16 protein-coding genes and 2 pseudogenes are annotated in these 22,550 nt (G+C 71.8%); 10 read left to right on the top strand and 8 right to left on the bottom strand.

All coding sequences use genetic code 11. The features are described from left to right. Positions 1 to 53 precede the first annotated feature (53 nt). Together RIN80_RS12725 and metH are read right to left on the bottom strand one after the other, a co-directional pair. Positions 54 to 755 carry an HAD family phosphatase gene (locus RIN80_RS12725; protein WP_309095685.1) on the bottom strand — a complete coding sequence of 234 codons (702 nt, stop codon included), beginning with the start codon at positions 753 to 755 and terminating at the stop codon, positions 54 to 56. A 111-nt stretch (positions 756 to 866) separates the two neighbouring features. Next, the gene (gene metH / locus RIN80_RS12720; protein ID WP_309095684.1) at positions 867 to 4,388 is read right to left on the bottom strand and encodes a methionine synthase; all 3,522 of its coding nucleotides are present in this window, start codon (positions 4,386 to 4,388) and stop codon (positions 867 to 869) included. Between the two features lie 315 nt (positions 4,389 to 4,703). Between metH and RIN80_RS12715 the strand changes: the two genes are divergently transcribed. The 6 genes and pseudogenes from RIN80_RS12715 to RIN80_RS12690 all read left to right on the top strand — a co-directional run bounded on the left by RIN80_RS12715 (position 4,704) and on the right by RIN80_RS12690 (position 11,161). Beyond that, positions 4,704 to 5,477, top strand: a complete 774-nt coding sequence (locus tag RIN80_RS12715; RefSeq protein ID WP_309095683.1) for an IclR family transcriptional regulator — start codon at positions 4,704 to 4,706, stop codon at positions 5,475 to 5,477. A 273-nt stretch (positions 5,478 to 5,750) separates the two neighbouring features. Beyond that, positions 5,751 to 6,545, top strand: coding sequence for an MIP/aquaporin family protein (locus RIN80_RS12710; RefSeq protein WP_309095682.1), 795 nt, complete (start codon positions 5,751 to 5,753; stop codon positions 6,543 to 6,545). 84 nt (positions 6,546 to 6,629) lie between these two features. After that, positions 6,630 to 8,168 carry a glycerol kinase GlpK gene (glpK, locus tag RIN80_RS12705; RefSeq protein WP_309095681.1) on the top strand — a complete coding sequence of 513 codons (1,539 nt, stop codon included), beginning with the start codon at positions 6,630 to 6,632 and terminating at the stop codon, positions 8,166 to 8,168. 8 nt (positions 8,169 to 8,176) lie between these two features. Next, positions 8,177 to 9,793, top strand: coding sequence for a glycerol-3-phosphate dehydrogenase/oxidase (locus RIN80_RS12700; protein WP_309095680.1), 1,617 nt, complete (start codon positions 8,177 to 8,179; stop codon positions 9,791 to 9,793). A 72-nt stretch (positions 9,794 to 9,865) separates the two neighbouring features. Further along, positions 9,866 to 10,019, top strand: a pseudogene (locus tag RIN80_RS12695) (GntR family transcriptional regulator); the annotation flags it as partial. Positions 10,020 to 10,177: 158 nt separating this feature from the next. Beyond that, on the top strand, positions 10,178 to 11,161 hold the full coding sequence (locus tag RIN80_RS12690) for a PAC2 family protein (RefSeq protein WP_309095679.1): 984 nt from the start codon (positions 10,178 to 10,180) through the stop codon (positions 11,159 to 11,161). Positions 11,162 to 11,232: 71 nt separating this feature from the next. Here the strand turns inward: RIN80_RS12690 and mshC are convergent, their stop codons facing one another. The 4 genes from mshC to RIN80_RS12670 form a co-directional block, all read right to left on the bottom strand. Beyond that, on the bottom strand, positions 11,233 to 12,462 hold the full coding sequence (mshC, locus tag RIN80_RS12685) for a cysteine--1-D-myo-inosityl 2-amino-2-deoxy-alpha-D-glucopyranoside ligase (RefSeq protein WP_309095678.1): 1,230 nt from the start codon (positions 12,460 to 12,462) through the stop codon (positions 11,233 to 11,235). Between the two features lie 95 nt (positions 12,463 to 12,557). Then, the gene (locus tag RIN80_RS12680; RefSeq protein ID WP_309095677.1) at positions 12,558 to 13,388 is read right to left on the bottom strand and encodes an SCO1664 family protein; all 831 of its coding nucleotides are present in this window, start codon (positions 13,386 to 13,388) and stop codon (positions 12,558 to 12,560) included. Then, positions 13,352 to 13,942, bottom strand: a complete 591-nt coding sequence (locus RIN80_RS12675; protein ID WP_309095676.1) for a DUF3090 domain-containing protein — start codon at positions 13,940 to 13,942, stop codon at positions 13,352 to 13,354. The genes RIN80_RS12680 and RIN80_RS12675 overlap by 37 nt, the downstream gene beginning before the upstream one ends. Before the next feature lie 78 nt (positions 13,943 to 14,020). Further along, the gene (locus RIN80_RS12670) at positions 14,021 to 14,707 is read right to left on the bottom strand and encodes a histidine phosphatase family protein (RefSeq protein WP_309095675.1); all 687 of its coding nucleotides are present in this window, start codon (positions 14,705 to 14,707) and stop codon (positions 14,021 to 14,023) included. A gap of 61 nt (positions 14,708 to 14,768) precedes the next feature. Here RIN80_RS12670 and corA point away from each other — a divergent pair, with 61 nt between their 5' ends. Then, positions 14,769 to 15,764, top strand: a complete 996-nt coding sequence (gene corA / locus RIN80_RS12665; RefSeq protein ID WP_309095674.1) for a magnesium/cobalt transporter CorA — start codon at positions 14,769 to 14,771, stop codon at positions 15,762 to 15,764. A 14-nt stretch (positions 15,765 to 15,778) separates the two neighbouring features. On the opposite strand, the gene RIN80_RS12660 is transcribed toward corA, so the two are convergent. Both RIN80_RS12660 and RIN80_RS12655 read right to left on the bottom strand, forming a co-directional pair. Continuing rightward, complete coding sequence (locus RIN80_RS12660; RefSeq protein ID WP_309095673.1) at positions 15,779 to 16,567, bottom strand: ferritin-like domain-containing protein; 789 nt, start codon at positions 16,565 to 16,567, stop codon at positions 15,779 to 15,781. A gap of 256 nt (positions 16,568 to 16,823) precedes the next feature. After that, complete coding sequence (locus tag RIN80_RS12655) at positions 16,824 to 17,879, bottom strand: LLM class F420-dependent oxidoreductase (protein WP_309095672.1); 1,056 nt, start codon at positions 17,877 to 17,879, stop codon at positions 16,824 to 16,826. A gap of 209 nt (positions 17,880 to 18,088) precedes the next feature. Here RIN80_RS12655 and RIN80_RS12650 point away from each other — a divergent pair. The 3 genes and pseudogenes from RIN80_RS12650 to RIN80_RS12640 all read left to right on the top strand — a co-directional run. Then, a pseudogene (locus RIN80_RS12650) lies at positions 18,089 to 19,189 on the top strand (polysaccharide lyase family 1 protein); the annotation flags it as partial. Between the two features lie 112 nt (positions 19,190 to 19,301). After that, a complete protein-coding gene (locus RIN80_RS12645) occupies positions 19,302 to 20,288 on the top strand; it encodes an aldo/keto reductase (RefSeq protein ID WP_309095671.1) in 987 nt (328 codons plus the stop codon). Then, on the top strand, positions 20,285 to 22,504 hold the full coding sequence (locus tag RIN80_RS12640) for a helix-hairpin-helix domain-containing protein (RefSeq protein WP_309095670.1): 2,220 nt from the start codon (positions 20,285 to 20,287) through the stop codon (positions 22,502 to 22,504). Before RIN80_RS12645 ends, RIN80_RS12640 begins: the two co-directional genes overlap by 4 nt. Positions 22,505 to 22,550: the final 46 nt, after the last annotated feature.

The raw sequence follows: 22,550 nt of genomic DNA, 5'->3' as shown, positions 1-22,550 counted from the left end.
CGAATTCACCTGCGGAATTGCCGCCCTATCCCCGCTGCACGCTGGGTGAACGGCTAGCGCATTTCCGTCATCAGACCGTGCAGAAATGTCAGGTCGACCTCTTCGAGCGAGCCGACGACCGTGCGCCTGAGGGCCGGCTGGATGGGGGCGACGGAGGGCACGGCCACGACCCGGCAGCCGGCGGCCTCCGCCGCGGCGACGCCGGTGGCGGTGTCCTCGATGACGGCGCAGCGGGCCGGGTCCGCACCGAGCCCGGCGGCGGCGGCCAGATACGGGTCGGGGTGGGGCTTGGTGCGCGGGACCTCGTCGCCGGCGACCGTCAGCCGGAAGTGGTGCGCGCCGAGCGAGGCGAGCACCCGGTCGATGATGCGCCGGTGCGAGGCGGAGACGAGGGCCGTCGGGATCTCGTACTCGTACAGCTCGGCGAGCAGCCTGCCGGCACCCGGCATCAGCGGCAGGGCGCGGCCGATGCGCTCCTCGAAGCCGTCGTTGAGCAGGACCGTGAGCTCGTCGAGGCTGATGTCGGCGCCGGTGGCCTCGATCAGGAAGCCCGCGCTGCGGGTCATGGGACCGCCGACCACGACATGGCGCCAGGACTCGTCGAGCGTGTGGCCGAGGGAGGCGAAGACCTCGACCTCGACGTCCCACCAGAAGCCCTCCGTGTCCACCAGGGTGCCGTCCATGTCGAGCAGCACGGCCTGGAGGGCCGACCCTTCGGCCGTCCGGGTACCGAGCGCGGGGACCGTACTGGTCATCCACCTACCTCCTTGAAGGGACGATCAGGCCGGCTCCCACGAGGGGAACCGGCCTGCAGTGGACCGACCAGTCTACGTCGTGTCCGGCCCAAGTGCCTCGTTCGGCCGGGGTCAGCGGGCGTTGAAGTACTTCGCCTCGGGGTGGTGGATCACGATGGCGTCCGTGGACTGCTCCGGGTGCAGCTGGAACTCCTCGGACAGGTGGACGCCGATGCGCTCCGGCTGGAGCAGGTCGGCGATCTTGGCGCGGTCCTCCAGGTCGGGGCAGGCGCCGTAGCCGAGGGAGAAGCGGGCGCCCCGGTACTTGAGCTCGAACATGCCCTGCATCTCGTCCGGGTCCTCCCCGGCGAAGCCGAGTTCGGAGCGCACGCGCGCGTGCCAGTACTCGGCGAGGGCCTCGGCCAGCTGCACGGACAGGCCGTGCAGTTCGAGGTAGTCGCGGTAGGCGTTGGCCTCGAAGAGCCGCGCGGTCTCCTCGCCGATGCGCGAGCCGACGGTGACGACCTGGAGGCCGACGACGTCGATCTCGCCGGACTCCTCCGGGCGGAAGAAGTCGGCCAGGCACAGGCGCCGGCCGCGGCGCTGGCGCGGGAAGGTGAAGCGGGTGCGCTCGTTGCCCGCCTCGTCCAGGATGATCAGGTCGTCGTCCTTGGAGACGCAGGGGAAGTAGCCGTAGACCACGGCCGCCTCCAGCAGGTTCTCCGTCTGGAGCCGGTCGAGCAGGCCGCGCAGCCGGGGGCGGCCCTCGCTCTCGACCAGTTCCTCGTAGGACGGGCCCTCGCCGGTGCGGGCCTGCTTCAGGCCCCACTGGCCCTTGAACAGGGCGCCCTCGTCGAGCCAGCTCGCGTACTCCTTGAGCTGGATGCCCTTGACGACCCGGGTGCCGCGGAAGGGCGGGGTGGGCACGGGGTTGTCGGTGGCGACGTCGGAGCGGACGTGGCCCTCCTCGGGGCGCTCGTCCACGGCGGCCGGGGCGGCGGCCCGGACCCGGCGCTGCTTGAGCTCGGGCAGCTTGGCACCGGGCACGCCCCGCTTGACGCCGATGAGGGCGTCCATCAGGCGCAGGCCCTCGAAGGCGTCGCGGGCGTAGCGGACCTCGCCCTCGTACAGCTCGTGCAGGTCCTGCTCGACGTAGGCGCGGGTGAGGGCGGCGCCGCCGAGGATGACCGGGAAGCGGGCGGCCAGGCCGCGGGTGTTCAGCTCCTCCAGGTTCTCCTTCATGATCACGGTGGACTTGACCAGGAGACCGGACATGCCGATGACGTCGGCCCGGTGCTCCTCGGCGGCTTCCAGGATCGCGGAGACCGGCTGCTTGATGCCGAGGTTGACGACGTTGTAGCCGTTGTTGGTCAGGATGATGTCGACGAGGTTCTTGCCGATGTCGTGCACGTCGCCGCGCACGGTGGCCAGCACGATGGTGCCCTTGCCGGCCTCGTCGCCCTCGACCTTCTCCATGTGCGGTTCGAGGTGGGCGACGGCCGTCTTCATCACCTCGGCCGACTGGAGCACGAACGGCAGCTGCATCTGGCCGGAGCCGAACAGCTCGCCGACGACCTTCATGCCGTCCAGCAACGTCTCGTTGACGATGTCGAGCGCGGGGCGGGACCGCAGGGCCTCGTCCAGGTCGGCTTCGAGCCCGTTGCGCTCGCCGTCGATGATGCGCCGCTTCAGGCGCTCGTCCAGCGGCAGGGCGGCCAGTTCCTCGGCCTTGCCGGCCTTGAGGGACTTGGCGGTGGCGCCCTCGAACAGCTGCATGAGCTTCTGCAGCGGGTCGTAGCCCTCGGCGCGGCGGTCGTAGATGAGGTCCAGAGCCGTCCGGACCTCCTCCTCGCTGAAGCGGGCGATCGGCAGGATCTTCGACGCGTGCACGATCGCCGAGTCCAGGCCCGCCTTGACGCACTCGTCGAGGAAGACGGAGTTCAGCAGCATGCGGGCGGCCGGGTTGAGGCCGAAGGAGATGTTGGACAGGCCGAGGGTCGTCTGCACCTTCGGGTGGCGCCGCTTCAGTTCGCGGATGCCCTCGATGGTGGCGATGCCGTCCTTGCGGGACTCCTCCTGGCCGGTGCAGATGGTGAAGGTCAGGCAGTCGACGAGGATGTCCTCCTCGTGGATGCCCCAGTTGCCGGTGAGGTCGTCGATGAGCCGTTCGGCGATCTCGACCTTCTTCTCGGCGGTGCGGGCCTGGCCCTCCTCGTCGATGGTGAGCGCGATGAGGGCGGCGCCGTGCTCCTTGGCGAGCTGGGTGACCTTCGCGAAGCGGGAGTCGGGGCCGTCGCCGTCCTCGTAGTTCACCGAGTTGATCACCGCGCGGCCGCCGAGCTTCTCCAGGCCGGCCCGGATGACGTCGACCTCGGTGGAGTCCAGCACGATCGGCAGGGTGGAGGCGGTGGCGAAGCGGCCGGCCAGTTCCTCCATGTCGGCGACGCCGTCGCGGCCGACGTAGTCCACGCACAGGTCGAGCATGTGCGCGCCCTCGCGGATCTGCTCGCGCGCCATCTCCACGCAGTCGTCCCAGCGGCCCTCCAGCATGGCCTCGCGGAACTTCCTCGAGCCGTTGGCGTTGGTGCGCTCGCCGATGGCCAGGTAGGAGGTGTCCTGCCGGAACGGCACCGACTGGTACAGGGAGGCGGCGCCCGGCTCGGGCCGCGGGTCGCGCTCGGGCGGGGTGACGTCCCGGACCCGCTCGACCAGCTGCCGCAGGTGCTCGGGGGTGGTGCCGCAGCAGCCGCCGACGAGGGAGAGGCCGTAGTCACGGACGAAGTTCTGCTGGGCGTCGGCCAGGCCCTCGGGGTCGAGCGGGAAGTGCGCGCCGTCCTTGGTGAGGATCGGCAGGCCGGCGTTGGGCATGCACAGCAGCGGGATGCGCGAGTGGCGCGTGAGGTAGCGCAGGTGCTCGCTCATCTCGGCGGGGCCGGTGGAGCAGTTCAGGCCGATCATGTCGATGCCGAGGGGCTCCAGCGCGGTCAGGGCCGCGCCGATCTCGGAGCCGAGCAGCATGGTGCCGGTGGTCTCGAAGGCCATCGAACACAGCAGGGGCACCTCGACGCCGGTGGCCTCCATGGCCCGGCGGGCGCCCAGGACGGACGCCTTGGTCTGCAGGAGGTCCTGCGTGGTCTCCACGATCAACGCGTCCGCGCCGCCGGCGAGCAGGCCCTCGGCGTTGGCCTGGTAGCCGTCGCGGATGGTGCCGTAGGTGATGTGGCCGAGCGTGGGCAGCTTGGTGCCGGGGCCGATGGAGCCGAGGACCCACCGGGTCCGCCCGTCCCGGGCGGCGTACTCGTCGGCCACCTCGCGGGCGATGCGGGCGCCGGCCTCGGACAGTTCGTGGATCCGCTCGGAGATCTCGTACTCGGCCATGGCCGAGTGGTTCGCGCCGAAGGTGTTGGTCTCGACGCAGTCGACGCCGACGGCGAAGTAGGCGTCGTGGACGGAGCGGACGATGTCCGGGCGGGTCAGGTTGAGGATCTCGTTGCAGCCCTCGAGATTCTCGAAGTCCTCCAGCGTGGGGTCCTGCGCCTGGAGCATGGTGCCCATGGCACCGTCGGCCACGACCACACGGGTGGCCAGTGCCTCTCGGAGGGCGGACACACGGGTCCGGCTGTCTGCGGAAGGGGTCGGCGGCAACGAGGCCATGAAAAGGGCTCCCTCGGATGCGACGGCTGTCGGCTATGCGGCTTCCCGGACGTCCGGCAGGGCATCCGGGGACGGGCGCACGGCGCCAGCGTAACCGGGAGTCGGCTTGGATGGGCAGCGCGTCCACGGGGCGGACGCGGCGGCGCCGCTCCGGCGGTCCGGGCGCGGGCGCGGTGACGGTTCGGCCGGAACACGCGGCAAATGGTGACCGGGCATTAGCGAGAGGTCGGCAAGGACCGGTAGTGTTCGACATTGCCGAACGAGGGCTGTGGGCCCCGCATGTCGGCGGTCGAAGGGGACGGAGGCGGTACGGCGATGGCACGGAACATCCAGTCGCTCGAGCGAGCGGCCGCGATGCTGCGGCTGCTGGCGGGCGGCGAGCGGCGGCTCGGCCTGTCGGACATCGCCTCGTCGCTGGGCCTGGCCAAGGGCACCGCCCACGGCATCCTGCGCACCCTCCAGCAGGAGGGCTTCGTGGAGCAGGACGACGCATCCGGGCGCTATCAGCTGGGCGCGGAGCTGCTGCGCCTGGGCACCACCTACCTGGACGTGCACGAGTTGCGGGCACGCGCCCTGGTGTGGACCGACGACCTGGCCCGTTCCAGCGGCGAGAGCGTGTACCTGGGGGTCCTGCACCAGCAGGGCGTGCTGATCGTGCACCACGTGTTCCGGCCCGACGACAGCCGGCAGGTCCTGGAGATAGGGGCCATGCAGCCGTTGCACTCCACGGCCCTGGGCAAGGTGCTGTCCGCCTACGACCCGGTGGCGCACAGCGAGGCCCTGGAGGCCGACCGCAAGGCGTTCACGGACCGGACGGTGTGCGAGGCGGAGGAGTTCGAGCATCTCCTCGACGTCACACGCGCGCGTGGGTACGCGGCGGACGTGGAGGAGACCTGGGAGGGCGTCGCCTCGCTCGCCGCCCCCATCCACGACCGGCGGCGGATGCCGGTCGGCGCGGTCGGCATCACCGGCGCCGTGGAGCGGCTGTGCCGGCCCGACGAGGAGCGGGCGCTGCGCCCCGAGCTCATCGCGGCCGTCCGGGACTGCGCCCGCGCGGTCTCCCGGGACCTGGGCGCCGGGCGGTTCTGACGCCACACGACGAAGCCGGGACGCCCGACGGCGTCCCGGCTTCCGGCATGTCCCGGCTCACCCCCGTGCCCACCTGCACGAAGATCCACGGACAAACGGCGATCAGTAACGATCGTGTTTTCGACTACACAGCTCTTGACGTGCTCGTAACGCCGAAGCAAGACTCCCGTCCATCGGTCGACATTGTCGAACAGCTACCGGCAATACGCGCTAGAGTGTGACAACGCCAGGCCGGTATCGAACTTCCCTGGACGTAGGACAAAGGAGTCGCGGGTGTCCAGCTCCGACATCTTCATCGGCGAGACCATCGGTACCGCCATACTCATCCTCCTCGGCGGCGGCGTCTGCGCCGCCGTCACGCTGAAGGCTTCCAAGGCACGTAACGCCGGCTGGCTCGCCATCACCTTCGGGTGGGGCTTCGCGGTGCTCACGGCGGTCTACACCACGGCGCCGCTCTCCGGCGCCCACCTGAACCCGGCCGTCACCCTCGCCCTCGCGATCAAGGACGGCGACTGGAAGAACGTCCCGGTCTACTGGGCCGGACAGATTCTCGGCGCCATGATCGGCGCGGCTCTGGTCTGGATCGCCTACTACGGTCAGTTCCACGCCCACCTCACCGACCGCGAGATCGTCGGCGGTCCGGGCGCGCAGGACACGGCGGCCAAGGCCGTCGAGGCCCAGGAGGCGGGCGCCGGCCCGGTGCTGGGCGTCTTCTCCACCGGTCCCGAGGTCCGGGTCGCCTGGCAGAACGTCGCCACGGAGGTCATCGGCACGATCGTGCTGGTCCTCGCCGTGCTCACCCAGGGCCTGAACGACAAGGGCAACGGCCTGGGCACCCTGGGGGCCCTGATCACCGCGCTCGTGGTGGTCTCCATCGGCCTCTCGCTCGGCGGCCCGACGGGGTACGCGATCAACCCGGCCCGTGACCTCGGTCCGCGCATCGTGCACGCCCTGCTGCCGCTGCCCAACAAGGGCGGCTCCGACTGGGGCTACGCCTGGGTCCCCGTGGTGGGTCCGCTCATCGGCGGCGCCATCGCGGCAGGCATCTACAACGTCGCGTTCGCTTAGGAGTCCCGACTTCGCGCTCGCGCGAAACTTCCAGCAAGCGCCGTACGTAAAGCCCCTCAAACCCGGAATGACCAGGAGCACACAGTGACCGACGCGCACACCGCCGGCCCCTTCATCGCCGCCATCGACCAGGGCACCACCTCGTCCCGCTGCATCGTCTTCGACCGGGACGGCCGGATCGTCTCCGTCGACCAGAAGGAGCACGAGCAGATCTTCCCGAAGCCGGGCTGGGTCGAGCACAACGCCACGGAGATCTGGACCAACGTCCAGGAGGTCGTCGCCGGGGCCATCGAGAAGGCCGGCATCACCCGCGACGACATCAAGGCCATCGGCATCACCAACCAGCGCGAGACGACCGTGCTGTGGGACAGGAACACCGGCGAGCCCGTCCACCACGCCATCGTCTGGCAGGACACCCGCACCGACGCCCTCTGCCGCGAGCTCGGCCGCAACGTCGGCCAGGACCGCTTCCGCCGCGAGACCGGCCTTCCCCTCGCCTCCTACTTCGCCGGTCCGAAGGCCCGCTGGCTGCTCGACAACGTCGACGGGCTGAAGGAGCGCGCCCAAGCGGGCGACATCCTGTTCGGCACGATGGACACTTGGGTCATCTGGAACCTGACCGGTGGTGTCGACGGCGGCAAGCACGTCACGGACGTCACCAACGCCTCGCGCACGATGCTGATGAACCTGCACACCATGCAGTGGGACGACAAGATCTGTGAGTCGATCGGCGTCCCAAAGCAGATCCTGCCCGAGATCCGGTCCTCCGCCGAGGTCTACGGCGAGATCACCGGCGGCAAGCTGGGCGACCTGCTCGGCGGCATCCCGGTCGCCTCCGCGCTCGGCGACCAGCAGGCCGCCCTGTTCGGCCAGACCTGTTTCGCCGAGGGCGAGACCAAGTCGACCTACGGCACCGGCACCTTCATGGTGATGAACACCGGTGACAAGATCATCAACTCCTACAGCGGCCTGCTCACCACCGTCGGCTACAAGATCGGCGACCAGGACACGGTCTACGCCCTGGAGGGCTCGATCGCCGTCACCGGTTCGCTGGTGCAGTGGATGCGCGACCAGATGGGCCTGATCTCCACCGCCGCCGAGATCGAGACCCTCGCCCTGTCGGTCGAGGACAACGGCGGCGCCTACTTCGTGCCGGCCTTCTCCGGCCTGTTCGCCCCGTACTGGCGCTCCGACGCCCGCGGTGTGATCGCCGGCCTGACCCGGTACGTCACCAAGGCGCACCTGGCGCGTGCCGTCCTGGAGGCCACCGCCTGGCAGACGCGGGAGATCGCCGACGCCATGACGAAGGACTCCGGCGTCGAGCTGGCCGCCCTCAAGGTCGACGGCGGCATGACCTCCAACAACCTGCTGATGCAGACCCTCGCCGACTTCGTGGACGCCCCCGTGGTGCGCCCGATGGTCGCCGAGACCACCTGCCTCGGCGCCGCCTACGCCGCCGGTCTCGCCGTCGGCTTCTGGAACAGCACCGACGACCTGCGCGCCAACTGGCGGCGGGCCGCCGAGTGGACCCCCCGCATGGACGCGGAGACCCGCGCCCGTGAGTACAAGAACTGGCTCAAGGCCGTCGAGCGGACCATGGGCTGGCTCGAGGACGAGGAGTAAGGAACAGCATGACCACCAAGTCCACCCTGCAGTCCGTGCCTGCCCTGGGGACGCACCCGGCCTCCGGCTCCAACCCGAGCCGGGCCGAGACCAGGGAGCAGCTCGCCAAGGCGTCGTACGACCTTCTCGTGATCGGCGGCGGCATCCTGGGCATCTCCACCGCCTGGCACGCCGCGCAGTCCGGCCTCAGGGTGGCTCTGGTGGACGCCGGCGACTTCGCCGGCGCCACGTCCTCCGCCTCCTCCAAGCTGCTCCACGGCGGCCTGCGCTACCTGCAGACCGGCGCGGTGAAGCTGGTGGCGGAGAACCACTTCGAGCGCCGTGCGGTCTCCCGCCAGGTGGCCCCCCACCTCGCGAACCCGCTCACGTTCTACCTCCCCGTGTACAAGGGCGGGCCGCACGGCGCGGCGAAGCTGGGCGCGGGCGTCTTCGCGTACTCGATGCTGTCGGCCTTCGGCGACGGCGTCGGGCACCTGCTCTCGCCGGCCAAGGCCGCGCAGGACGTGCCGGAGCTGCGCACCGAGAACCTCAAGGCCGTGGCCGTGTACGGCGACGACCAGATGAACGACGCCCGCATGGCCCTGATGACGGTCCGCGCGGCCGTCGAGGCCGGGGCGGTCGTCCTCAACCACGCCGAGGTCACCGGCCTGCGCTTCACCCAGGGCCGGGTCACGGGCGCCGAGCTGAAGGACCGCCTGTCCGGCGACGAGTTCGGCGTCAACGCCCGCCTGGTGCTGAACGCGACCGGCCCGTGGGTCGACCACCTGCGCAAGATGGAGAACCCGAACGCGGCGCCGTCCATCCGCCTGTCGAAGGGCGCGCACCTGGTCCTGAAGCGCACCTCCCCCTGGAAGGCCGCGCTCGCCACCCCGATCGACAAGTACCGCATCACCTTCGCCCTCCCCTGGGAGGACATGCTGCTGCTCGGCACCACCGACGAGGTGTTCGAGGGCGACCCGGCGGACGTCTCGGTCACCGAGCAGGACATAACCCAGATCCTCGACGAGGCCGCCTTCTCGGTCCGCGACCAGCAGCTCCGCCGCGACCTCATCACCTACTCGTTCGCCGGCCTGCGCGTGCTGCCGGGCGGCCCCGGCGACACGGCCAAGGCCAAGCGCGAGACGGTCGTCACCGAGGGCCGGGGCGGCATGCTGTCCGTCGCGGGCGGCAAGTGGACCACCTTCCGCCACATCGGCCGGACGATCATGAAGAAGCTGGAGTCGCTGCCCGGCCACCCGCTCGGCGACGACTTCGAGCCGATCAGCGCGCTGCCGAAGAAGCTCCCGCTGCCCGGCATCGCCAACCCGCGCGCGGTCGCCCACCGGCTGCTGACCGACCGCCCGGCGCCCGGCCCGCGCATGGCGGCCGACACCGCCCGGCACCTGGCCACGCACTACGGCTCGCTGGCCTTCGACATCGCCCGGCTGGCCAACGAGAGCCCGGAACTCGCCGAGCGCGTCCACCCCGACGCCCCGGAGATCTGGGCGCAGGTCGTGTGGGCCCGGGACCACGAGTGGGCCGAGACGCAGGACGACGTGCTGCGCCGCCGGACCACGCTGACCATCCGCGGCCTGGCCACCGACGAGGTCCGCGCCAAGGTGCAGGACGTGCTCGACAAGAAGTAGGCACCACCCGGGGGTGACGCGTTCCCCGCCAGGGGCGGCTCCACGCCGACGGAGCCGCCCCTGCCGCGGTCCCGGGCCCGGCGCGTCCTGACCCAGGAGGACGCCGTCGGCCGGACCCTGCGCGAGCACCGGGCGATCCTCGCCGCCCTGCGCGACCGGGACGCCGAGGCGGCGCGCGACGGCGCACATCGCGAGCGTGGAGCGGTGGCTGCGCTCCACGCTGTGACCAGGGCCACGCGGACCGCTCGGACGCATCCGGTGTGTTCCGGCGTGGATCACGGGGCAGTGATGGGGTCACTCCCCCTGCCAGGGGGCTGCGGACGCCCCCTTGGCACGCCGTAAAGTTGGGGGGTCAAGCGAGGGCACGTCGGAAGGAGGCACTGGGTGATCGAGCTCGAGGGGGTTCCCGAGCTGATCGACCCGGTCATGGTGGCCGCGTTCGAGGGCTGGAACGATGCCGGCGACGCCGCCTCCACCGCGGTCGCGCACCTGGACAGGGAGTGGAAGGGCGAGGTCTTCGCGGCGCTGGACGCCGAGGACTACTACGACTTCCAGGTCAACCGCCCCACGGTCTTCATGGAAGCGGGCGTCCGCAAGATCACATGGCCGACGACAAGGCTGTCGGTGGTGCGGGTCGGCGGTGAGAAGCCGCGCGATCTGGTGCTGGTCCGGGGGATCGAGCCGTCCATGCGGTGGCGTTCGTTCTGCAACGAGCTGCTCGGCTTCGCCCACGAACTCGGCGTGGAGCTGGTGGTCGTCCTGGGCGCTCTGCTCGGCGACACCCCGCACACCCGTCCGGTTCCGATCAGCGGGACGACGTCCGACCCGGACCTGGCCCGGCGCATGGACCTGGAGGAGACCAAGTACGAGGGCCCCACGGGCATCGTGGGCGTCCTCCAGGAGGCGTGCACGCACGCGGGTGTCCCGGCGGTCTCGCTCTGGGCCGCCGTCCCGCACTACGTCTCGCAGCCGCCCAACCCGAAGGCCACGCTGGCCCTGCTGAACCGGCTGGAGGACCTGATCGACGTGCGCATCCCGCTGGGCGAGCTGCCCGAGGACGCGCGCGCCTGGCAGGTCGGCGTGGACCAGCTGGCCGCGGAGGACAGCGAGGTCGCCGAGTACGTCCAGTCGCTGGAGGAGGCCCGGGACACCGCCGAGCTGCCGGAGGCGTCGGGCGAGGCGATCGCCCGCGAGTTCGAGCGCTATCTGCGGCGCCGGGACGGTGGCGGACCGCCCGCCGCCGGCGGGCACGCGACGGCGGACGGCGGCGACAGCACGCCGTACCTGCGGGACAACCCCGGTGGCCGCACGCGCCCGCCGAAACCACCGAAGCCGGGCGCGGACGACGAGGATTCGTCGGAGGACTGAGGACAGCACGCAGCACGAGGGGCGTCTCCCGGCCGGGAGACGCCCCTTCGCGTCAGGGCCACGAGGCGCGGCTACAGCGCCACGCCCAGCAGCGCGTCCACCGCGCGGGAGACCACTCCGGGCGCGCCGGTGTCCGTGCCGCCGGCGCGCTCCTGGCCGGCGACCCAGCGGTCGACCGCGGCGAGCGCGGCCGGGGCGTTCAAGTCGTCGGCGAGGGCCGCGCGGATCTCCTCCACGAGCGCCTGCGCCGGCGGGCCGTCCGGCCGGGACACCGCGGCCCGCCAGCGGCCGAGCCGCGCCACGGCGTCCGCCAGGACCTGGTCGGTCCACTCCCAGTCGGCGCGGTAGTGGTGGGCGAGCAGCGCCAGGCGGATGGCGGCCGGATCGACGCCGTCGCGCCGGAGCTGGGAGACGAAGACCAGGTTGCCCTTGGACTTGGACATCTTCTCGCCGTCCAGGGCGACCATGCCGGCGTGCACGTACGCCTTGGCCATGGGGAACTCGCCGGTGAGGGTCTGGGCGTGCGAGGCGCCCATCTCGTGGTGCGGGAAGGCCAGGTCGGAGCCGCCGCCCTGGATGTCGAAGCCCATGCCGAGGTGGTCCAGGGCGATGGCCACGCACTCGATGTGCCAGCCGGGCCGTCCGCGCCCGAGCGATCCTCCGTCCCAGCTGGGCTCGCCCTCGCGGGCGGCCATCCAGAGCATGGGGTCGAGGGGGTTCTTCTTGCCCGGCCGGTCCGGGTCGCCGCCGCGCTCGGCGGACAGCAGCCGCATCGCCGCGGCGTCCAGGTTCGAGACCTTGCCGAAGTGCGGGTCGGACTCGACGGAGAAGTACACGTCCCCTTCGAGCTCGTAGGCCGCGCCCATGTCCCGCAGCCGCTCGACGAGCGGGACGATCCCGGGTATGGCCTCGACGGCGCCTATGTACTGCCGCGGCGGCAGCATCCGCAGGGCCGTCATGTCCTCACGGAAGAGGGCCGTCTCCCGCTCGGCGAGCGCGGCCCAGTCGAGGCCGTCGCGCTGGGCCCGCTCCAGGAGCGGATCGTCGACGTCGGTGACGTTCTGGACGTAGTGAACCTGCCGCTTGGTGTCGAGCCACACGCGCTGCACGAGGTCGAACGCGTTGTAGGTCGCCGCGTGTCCCATGTGCGTGGCGTCGTACGGGGTGATGCCACAGACGTAGATACGGGCGACGGGACCGGGGTCGAGGGTGACGAGGCCGCCGGTCGCGGTGTCGTGGATCCTCAGGTCGCGGCCCTGACCAGGCAGGGCGGGGACCTCGGAAGCGGGCCAGGCATGCATGCCCTGAGCCTAACCGGACTGAAGTTCCAGATACGAATGGGAGCGGACCGGACGGCCGAGAAGGCGCTCTTGCGGTGAACCCGGCCGTTGTGCTGCTACACGGGTGGCCAGGGGATCGCCGGCCATTGCCCGCTCGGCTCGGGGTGGGTCCGGGAGGCGAGCAGCGCGCCGACCCGCGCGCGGGTGGCGTCGAGCTCGGCGCCGGTGATGAGCGGGGCGAGCCGGGCGGCGAGCGCCCCGCCGTCCGCCAGGTCCTCGCGGAGGCCTTCGAGGACGTCCACGGCCTCCTGTGTGAGGGGCTCCCCCGCCCAGCCCCACAGCAGGGTGCGCAGCTTGTTCTCGACGTTGAAGGTGACGCCGTGGTCGATGCCGTACAGCCGCCCCTCGCCGGTGGGCAGCAGGTGCCCGCCCTTGCGGTCGGCGTTGTTGAGGACGGCGTCCAGGACCGCGAGGCGCCGCAGCCGTTCGTCGTCGGCGTGCACGAGCAGCGCGGTGCGTCCCTCGCCGACCTCGGCGAAGCCGATCGCCTTCCAGCCCGGCTCCGGCTCCTGCGCGTCGACCAGGGCGAGCAGCTCCGCGTCGGCCGCCGCCTCGATCCACAGCTGGCACATGCCCTCGCCGTAGGGGCCGTCGCGCAGCACGGTGGGCGGCACCAGGCCCCAGCCGGTCGCCTCGGAGACCTCCCAGGCCGCGACCTCGCGCTGGGCGAGCGTGCCGTCGGGGAAGTCCCACAGGGGGCGCTCCCCGGCGACGGGTTTGTAGACGCAGGCCGCCTCCCGGCCGTCGTACGACACCGTGCAGTACAGGGCCGCGTTGGACGCCTCACGGATGCGTCCGCGGACGGTCAGTTCGCCGCGGGCGAGCAGCTCGGCGGCGTCCTCGGGGGGCGTCACGCTCCGCGGCGGTATCCGTTCTGGCGCGGACATACGTGTCCTTCCGGGTCGAGCGGGAGGCTGCACAGCGGGCACGGCGGCCGCCCGGCGTTGACGACGTCGAGGGCGCGCTTGGCGAAGGCCCTGGCCTGCGCGCCGGTGAGCCGGACCCGCAGCATCGGGGGCCCGTTCTCCTCGTCCTGGAGCAGCCGTTCCTCGGCCTCGGCGAGGTCCTCCTCGGACTCGGCGTCGAGTTCGACGAGCGCCTGCGCCTCGACGATCATGAGCTGCTCCTCGCCGTCCCAGGCGAGTGCCATGGTGCCGACCCGGAACTCCTCCTCGATGGGGGTTTCCAGCGGGGCGGTGTCGGTGATCTCCGAGGGGGCGACGGCGGGGACCGAGGCGCTGCCGCCGCTACGGCGTACGACCTCGTCGAGCAGTTCGTCCATGCGCTCGGCGAGCGCGGCGACCTGGGTCTTCTCCAGGGCCACGCTGGTCACCCGGGAGCCGGCGGAGGCCTGGAGGAAGAACGAACGGCGCCCGGGCAGTCCGACCGTACCGGCCACGAAACGCTCCGGATGGTCGTAGAGGAACACCTGACGGGACACGTCCTGTCTCCATTGGAATCGTGGGAACCGTGGGAGCACGGCACTGCTGCGACCGCTTCACCCTACTGCGGCCGACGATCACGGTGCGCCCGCACCACCCCCGACGGGGGCCTCGTCGCCCGGCGGTTCCTCGCGCGGCACCAGGGACGTGAAGTCGCCGGTGTCGCCGAGGCGGACGAGGAACGGTCGCAGTCGTGTGTAGCGGATCGCGGTGATGGAACAGGGTTCGACGGAGATCCGCTGGAAGAGGTCCAGGTGAAGTCCGAGTGCGTCCGCGACGAGGGACTTGATGATGTCGCCGTGCGAGCACATCAGGTAGACGGCGTCGGCGCCGTGGTCGCGCTCCACGCGCGCGTTCCACTCGCGGACGGCCTCGGCGGCGCGCGTCTGCATGGCCCGCATCGACTCCCCGCCGGGGAACGCCGCCGCGGACGGGTGCGCCTGCACGACCTCCATCAGCGGCTCGTCCTTGAGCTCGGCCAGCTTGCGCCCGGACCAGTCGCCGTAGTGGCACTCGCCGATGCGCTCGTCGGTGTGCGGGCTCAGGTCCGGCCGTGCCTGCAGCAGGGGGCGGATCGTCTCCTGGCAGCGCTGGAGCGGGCTGGTGACGATTTCGGCGAGGGGCAGTTCGGCCAGACGTCCGGGCAGCGCGGCGGCCTGCGCGGCGCCGCGCTCGTCGAGGGCGACGCCGGGGGTCCAGCCGGCGAGCAGTCCCTCGGTGTTGGCTGTGGAGCGTCCGTGCCTGACCAGGATCAGCGTGGGCATGCGCTCCAGCGTAGGCGCACGCGCGCGTGCGGTGTCGTTCGAGTGACGGGAGACTCGCTTCGTGATCGTCGACTGTGCCATCTACCGCGACGGACATCGGACGGACGGGCCGGAGGACTTCTCCGACGCCCTGGGGGAGGCGCGTGCGGCGGGCGGTTTCGTGTGGATCGGGCTGCACGAGCCGACGGAGCGCGAGTTCGAGCACGTCACCGAGGAGTTCGGCCTGCATCCACTGGCCGTGGAGGACGCCCTCAAGGCTCACCAGCGACCCAAGCTGGAGATCTACGACGACTCGCTCTTCGTGGTCCTCAAGCCGGTGGTCTACGAGCCGCAGAGCGACAAGGTCTCCGCGGGCGAGATCATGATCTTCCTCGGCGACGGTTTCGTGGTGACCGTCCGGCACGGCGAGGGCGCCCCGCTCAAGGCGGTCAGGCACCGGCTGGAGCACGAGCCGGAACTGCTGGGCACCGGCCCCACGGCGGTGCTGTACGCGGTCGCGGACGCCGCGGTCGACCACTACCTGGAGGTCGCGATGGAGCTGCAGGCCGACCTGGAGGGGCTGGAGGCGGAGGTCTTCTCCCCCGACGGCGGCGGCTCGCGGAACACCGCGTCCCGGATCTACGACTTCAAGCGGCAGGTGCTGGAGTTCCGCCGGGCCACCGGACCGCTGTCCCTGCCGATGAGCCGGCTGGCGGGCACCGCACCGTACGGCGTGGCGGTGCCGTTCGTGGACGACCGGGCCCGGCCGTTCTTCCGGGACGTCAGCGACCACCTCACGCGCGTGAACGAGTCGGTGGAGAACCTCGACCGGCTGGTGTCCGACATCCTCTCGGCCCATCTGGCGCAGATGAGCGTCCGGCAGAACGACGACATGCGGAAGATCTCCGCGTGGGCGGCCATGGCCGCGATCCCCACGATGATCGCCGGGATCTACGGCATGAACTTCGAGCACATGCCCGAACTGCGCTGGGTCTGGTCCTACCCGGCGCTGATCGCCCTGATGGCGGTGCTGGAGGTCATGGTGTTCCGGCTGTTCAAGCGCCGCGGGTGGCTGTAGGCGGGCGGGCCGGTTCAGGCGAACTCGGGTTCTGCGGAGGCCGGGCCGCCCAGGGCGTTGCGGCGCTCCGGCGGTCGCAGCGACACCATCCTGCGCCAGCCGCCGAGCCGTTCGTAGGCGTACACCGCGTGGATGCCGGCCCGCAGCACCGCCGACCTGGCCCGGGACCAGCCGAGGATGCGGCCCATGTGCGCCATGACGGCGAGGCTGACGTCCCGGTAGATCCGGATCTCGGCGTGCGCGCACGCGCGCAGGGTCCGCTGGATGACCCGGCCGTGGCCCGCGCGGGCGAAGCGCAGCAGCTCCTCGTGGCAGTAGGCGAGGTGGTTGTCCTCGTCGTCGGAGATCTGCCTGACCGCGCGGCCGATGTCGGGGTGGTCGGCGAAGTGCCTGCGCAGCAGGTCCATCTGCTCGGAGGCGCGCTGCTCGGTGACCCTGCTGTGGGAGAGGTAGGTGACGATGTCCCGGACGGTGAGCCGCTCGTCGCGCTTGAGCTGCTCGTGCGCGAGGCCGATGCCGTTCTTCTCCAGGAGCATCGTGTAGTCGGTCTCCGGCGGGACCGGGACGGGGTCGAGGCCGCGCTTCTTCATCAGGGCGTTGAAGATCCGGCCGTGCTTGTCCTCGTCGGCGCCGTGCCGGGAGATCTTGGGCGCGAGCTCGCGTTCGCCGTCGGGGACGAGGGCGGCGATGCGGGCGTTCTCCCAGCCGCCCTGGGACTCGCCGCTGGCGGCGATGGAACAGAACAGGGCGAAGGACTCGTCGTCGTCGAGGATCTCCTGGAACAGGGTCTTGGCCGAAAGCATCGTGGGCACCTCTTCCCGCGCGCGTGCGCGTGCAGCAGGATCCGCAGGTCTCCGCGAAGAACGAGTCAAGTGCGGGGTGCGGGGCGCTGCAACAGGTGTGCCGGACATCTCGGCCGAACGGGGGACGTGCGGGAAGGCGTCCCGGACCGCCCGACGGGGCGGTGGCGTAACCGGCGGCGGTCCGCCGCGTTGTTCCGCGTGACGGCCGTGGCGGGGAAGACCCCCGAGCCCCCACCACGGCCGCGGAACTTCGGGATCAGGCGAGGCCGGCCCGCTCCAGGGCCTCGGTGCCCGCCCGCAGCGACGCGAGCCGCTCGTCGAGCGTGAAGCCCGCCGGGGCGAGGGTGAGGGTGGTGACGCCGGCCTCCGCGTAGGCCTTCATCCGCTCGGCGATGCGGTCCACGGAGCCGAGCAGGGTCGTCTTGTCGATCAGGTCGTGCGGCACGGCGGCCGCGGCGCCCTGCTTGTCTCCGGAGAGGTACTTGTCCTGGATCTCGGCGGCTTCCTTCTCGTACCCCATGCGCTGGGCGAGCTGGTTGTAGAAGTTCTGCTTGCGGCTGCCCATGCCGCCCACGTACAGCGCGGTGTAGGGGCGGAAGGTGTCGGCCAGTGCCGCGACGTCCTTGTCGTCGCCCACGGCAAGCGGCAGCGTCGGGCAGACGTCGAAGCCGTCGAGGGTCTTGCCGGCCTTCTCCCGGCCCGCGCGCAGGTGCTTGATCGCCGTGTCCTCCAGGTGGTCGGCGGAGGGGAAGATCAGCAGGGCGCCGTCGGCGATCTCGCCGGTCTGTTCGAGGTTCTTCGGGCCGATGGCGGCGATGTACAGCGGGATGTGCTCGCGCTGCGGGTGCACGGTCAGCTTGATCGGCTTGCCCGGGCCGCCGGGCAGGGGCAGCGTCCAGTGCTGCCCCTCGTACGACAGGCGCTCGCGGGTCATGGCCTTGCGGATGATCTCGACGTACTCGCGGGTGCGGGCCAGCGGCTTGTCGAACTTCACGCCGTACCAGCCCTCGGAGACCTGCGGGCCGGAGACGCCGAGGCCGAGCCGGAAGCGGCCGCCGGAGAGGGAGTCGAGGGTGGCGGCGGTCATGGCGGTCATCGCGGGCTGGCGGGCCGGGATCTGGAAGATGGCGGAGCCGACGTCGATGCGCTCGGTCTGGGCGGCGACCCAGGTCAGTACGGTGGCCGCGTCGGAGCCGTAGGCCTCGGCGGCCCAGCAGACGGCGTAGCCGAGCCGGTCGGCCTCCTGGGCGACGGCCAGGTTGTCCGCGTCCATTCCGGCACCCCAGTAGCCGAGGTTGATACCGAGCTGCATGCCGCATCCCCTTACTGATCAGTAACGTGCCTTGTGCGCAGACCTTAGCGCGAGGCCCCTGCGCGGGACAGCGGTACGACCGCGCCCTTTCAGATGCGTGAACAAGAATCAAGTACACGACCATTGACGTGTGCACGGCACACCCCTACGGTCACGGGAAAGCGCTTTCTAACCCACCCGCACTCCGCACACGGAACGGAGAGGTACGGATGAAGCGAGCAGCCTCAGTGCGACTCGGCGCGACCGTGGCCACCCTGGCCCTGGCCGCCACCACCGGAACGCTGGTCTCGACGCCCGAGGCGTCGGCGGCGACGGGCCCCGCGACCGGGTACGCGACCCAGAACGGCGGGACCACCGGCGGGGCCGGGGGGCAGACGGTCCGGGCGACGACCGGGACCGCGATCCACGCCGCCCTCTGCGGCCGGGCGAGCAGCAGCACCCCCCTCACCATCGAGGTCACGGGGACCATCACCCACGCCAACACCAAGAAGGTCTCCGGCAGCAGCTGCGACACCGCCGACGGCGTGATCGAGCTCAAGAAGATCAGCAACGTGACCCTGGTCGGGGTCGGCGGTGGTGCCGTCTTCGACCAGGTGGGCATCCACATCCGCGAATCGAAGAACATCATCATCCAGAACGTGACCGTGCGGAACGTCAAGAAGTCCGGCTCCCCCACGTCCAACGGCGGTGACGCCATCGGCATGGAGAGCAACGTCCGCAACGTCTGGGTCGACCACACCACCCTGGAGGCCTCGGGCGGCGAGTCGGAGGGCTACGACGGGCTGTTCGACATGAAGAACAACACCCAGTACGTGACCCTCTCCTACAGCGTGCTGCGCAACTCCGGCCGCGGCGGCCTGGTCGGCAGCAGCGAGAGCGACCGCTCGAACGGGTTCATCACCTACCACCACAACCGCTACGAGAACATCGACTCCCGCGCCCCGCTGCTGCGCGGCGGCATCGCGCACATGTACAACAACCACTACGTGCGCCTCAACGAGTCCGGCATCAACTCCCGGGCCGGCGCCCGCGCGAAGGTGGACAACAACTACTTCGAGGACTCCAAGGACGTCCTCGGCACCTTCTACACCGACGAGGCCGGATACTGGCAGGTCGCCGGCAACGTCTTCGACAACGTGACCTGGTCCCAGCCGGGCAGTGAGAACCACCCGGCAGGACCCGACCCGAAGTCGAACACCACGGTCTCCATCCCCTACTCCTTCCGTCTCGACACGGCCGGCTGCGTCCCGGCGGTCGTGAACCGGACGGCGGGCGCGAACAAGGGACTGCAGGTGTCGGACGGCAGCTGCTGACCTCGGGCGCCGGGCTGTGGCGACCGCGGGGGAACGCACCGTCCGCCCCCGGAAATCGGTCGTCCACAGCCACCCACACGACAGGTTCTGGCCAGTAATCTCGGCGTTCATGGAGCAGAGGCATCTCGGCCGCACCGGCCTGCGTGTGTCACGGATCGGGCTCGGCACCCTGACCTGGGGACGGGACACCGACGAACACGACGCGGCGGACCTGATGAAGACGTTCTGGGAAGCCGGCGGGACCCTCGTCGACACCGCCGACGTGTACGGCGACGGAGAGGCCGAGTACCTGCTCGGCAGGCTGATGGACGGCTTCGTGCCCCGGCGGGACCTGATCATCTCGACCAAGGCCGGCAGCGTGCCCGACCCCGACCGCCGGGTCGACGGCTCCCGCGGCCATCTGCTCGCCGCCCTGGACGCCTCGCTCGCCCGGCTCGGCACCGACCACGTCGACGTCTGGCACGTGCACGCCTACGACCCGTACACCCCGCTGGAAGAGACCCTCCAGGCCCTCGACCTCGCGGTCGCGAGCGGCCGTGCCCGTTACGCCGGCGTCTCCAACTTCTGCGGCTGGCAACTGGCCAAGGCCGCCACCTGGCAGCTCGCGGCCCCGGGCACCCGCACCCGCCTGGCGGCCACGCAGCTGGAGTACTCGCTCCTGCAGCGCGGCGTCGAACGCGAGGTGCTGCCGGCCGCGCTGGACCTCGGCATAGGGCTGCTCCCGTCCTCGCCGCTCGGGCGCGGGGTGCTGACGGGCAAGTACCGGGGCGACACCACACCGCCGGACTCCCGCGGTGCCTCGGACCATCTGGCGCCCTTCGTCGCGCCGTACCTCGACGACACCGCGAGCCGCATCGTCGACGCCGTGGCGACCGCGGCCGACGGGCTCGCGGTGACGCCCCTGCAGGTGGCCCTGGCGTGGATCCGGGACCGGCCCGGGGTGACCGCGCCCATCGTCGGCGCGCGCAACGCGCAGCAGCTCACGGCGGCATTGTCAGTGGAGACCCTTAGTCTTCCTGACGAGATCTGCCGGGCGCTCGACGATGTGTCGGCGCCCGTGCACCGCTATCCCGATCACGACTGGAGCACGCTGTGAGCACGGAGCCCGAGACCACGGAGGACGCCGAGCCGGGGACGCCGGGCACCGCGGGGGCCACCCCGGCGGAGGGTGACGCGGCGGCCGGGGAAGACGCGGGCGACCGGCCCGCCGAGGACGCGGCGGCCGGGGAAGGCGCGGGCGACCGGCCCGCCGAGGACGCGGCGACGGAGGAGGGGCAGGCCGGCCGGCTCTCCGAGGCCGAGGCCGAGTTGCTGGCCCAGCGCGCCGAGCGGGAGCGCATCGAGCAGCGCAAGGCCGAGAAGAAGGCGCCCATCGAGGCCGGTGCCAAGCTGAGCGGCAAGGCCGCCGATCTGCTCGCCGCCGTCCGGGCCGTGGAGAGCGGCGAGAAGCCGGCGGCCACGGTGTTCCAGGAGCCCGCGCCCGCTCCCCGCCGCTCCGCCCCCGAGCCGGTGCGCCGACCGCAGCCGGTGGCGGCCGAGACCGCCGCCGCGCCGACGGCTCCCGCCCCCGAGGCGGTGCTGGGCGTGCGGCGGGTGCTCGGCGAGGGCGGCGCCCCGGAGACGCTCGCACCGCAGGTGGCCGCGGCGCTCGGCGAGGGCGCGGACGAGCTGCTGCGTGCCGACCCGTGGCAGTTGCTGCGGGTCGCGGGGGTGCGGCCCGAGCAGGCCGACGGGTTCGCGCGGGCGCTGCTGGGCGCGGAGTGCGCCCCGGACGACGAGCGCCGCGGCCGCGCCGTCACGGTCTGGCTCCTGGAACAGGCGGCGCTGGCGGGCCACACCGCCCTGGAGATGCCGGCGCTCCTGGCGGCCCTGGCCCAGCGGGGCGTGCCGGAGCCGGAGAGCGCGGTGCAGGACAGCATCGCGGAGGGTGAGGCGCTGGTCTTCCAGGACGCCCTGGAGGAGCCCGGTGCCCCGGTGGCGGAAGCGGAGGGCGCCGAGGAGGAGCAGGAGCGTCCGGTCCGTGTCCTGGTCGGCCTGGAGCGGTACGCGCTGGCGGAGGAGAGCCTGGCGGACGGCCTGGCCCGGCTGGTCAACTCCGCTCCCAAGCAGGACGGTTCGGCCGAGGAGTGGGAGCGGCTCGCCGCCGGGGCCGGGGGGTCCACGGGTGAGCTGATCCGTGCGACCGCCGGGCACGGCCTGGTGCTGCACACCGGCGGGGAGGCGTCCCTGGCCGAGCCTGCGGCGCTGCTGCACGCCGCGCGCTCCCTCGGCCTGCGCGCCTGGGCCGCCGCCCACGGCCCCCTCGGCCGCGACCGCTTCGCCGCCCTGCTGCGCCGGGCCGGGGAGGACGACGGCGCCGACTCTTCCGTCGCGACCGTCCCCGGGCTGCTCTCCGGCAGCGAAGGGCCCGGCCGGGATGCGGACGGAGCCCTGGATCTGGATCTGCTGGTCGTGCTCGACGCGCCGCAGCTCGACGTCGAGACGGCGGCGCTGCTGACCGAGTCGCTGCCGGACGGGGCGCGGCTGGTACTGGCCGGTGATCCGGCGGTGCTGTGGTCCGTGGGGCCGGGGCGGGTGTTCGCGGATCTCCTCGCGGCGCGGATCTGCCCGCAGGTCGCCTCGCGGCTGCCCGACCCGGGGCCGCTGGGCGAGCTGGTCTCCGGCATCGGCATCGGCGAGCTGAACCAGGTCGAGGCGCCCGGCAAGGAGCTCGTGATCGTGCCGGTGCGGGACGCGGGTGAGGCCGTGCACCGCACCGTGCAGCTCGTCGTGGACTCGGTGCCGCGGGCCATCGGCGTCCCGGCCGAGGAGACCCAGGTGATCACACCGGGGCACGGTGGTGCGGTGGGCACGCGCGCGCTCAACGCGGCTCTGAAGGAGCGGCTCAATCCCGGCCCCGGCCGCTTCGGCGGCTTCGACCCCGGCGACCGGATCGTCCACTCCCCCGCGCCGGGGAGGGCGGTGCCGGGCCGGGTGGTGAAGGCGGACGCCGAGGGGCTGCACCTGACCTGCGCGGGCGAGTCCGTCGTCGTACCGAAGGAGCGGGTGGAGCAGTCCGTGCGGCACGGGTGGGCGATGACCGCGCACCAGGCCGTCGGGAGCCGCTGGCCCGCCGTCGTCGTGGTGCTGCCCGGCGACGCGGCGCAGGCGCTGAGCCGGCCGTGGGTGTACACGGCTTTCGGGCGGGCCGAGCGGCACCTGTCCGTGGTGCACGGCGTGGAGCAGGCGCTGCCCAAGGCCGTGGCCGAGGTCGGGGCGAAGCCCCGGACGACCCGGCTTCCCGTGCTGCTCGCTCCGCAGATCGGCCGCTGACGAGCGACGGCGGTGGGGGGGGGGGGGGGCCGCGGAGCCCCCCGGG

Origin of the sequence: Streptomyces sp. (assembly GCF_031181705.1) — a bacterium.
GTDB lineage: Bacteria > Actinomycetota > Actinomycetes > Streptomycetales > Streptomycetaceae > Streptomyces.
This window is presented reverse-complemented; position numbering and strand designations above follow the sequence as displayed.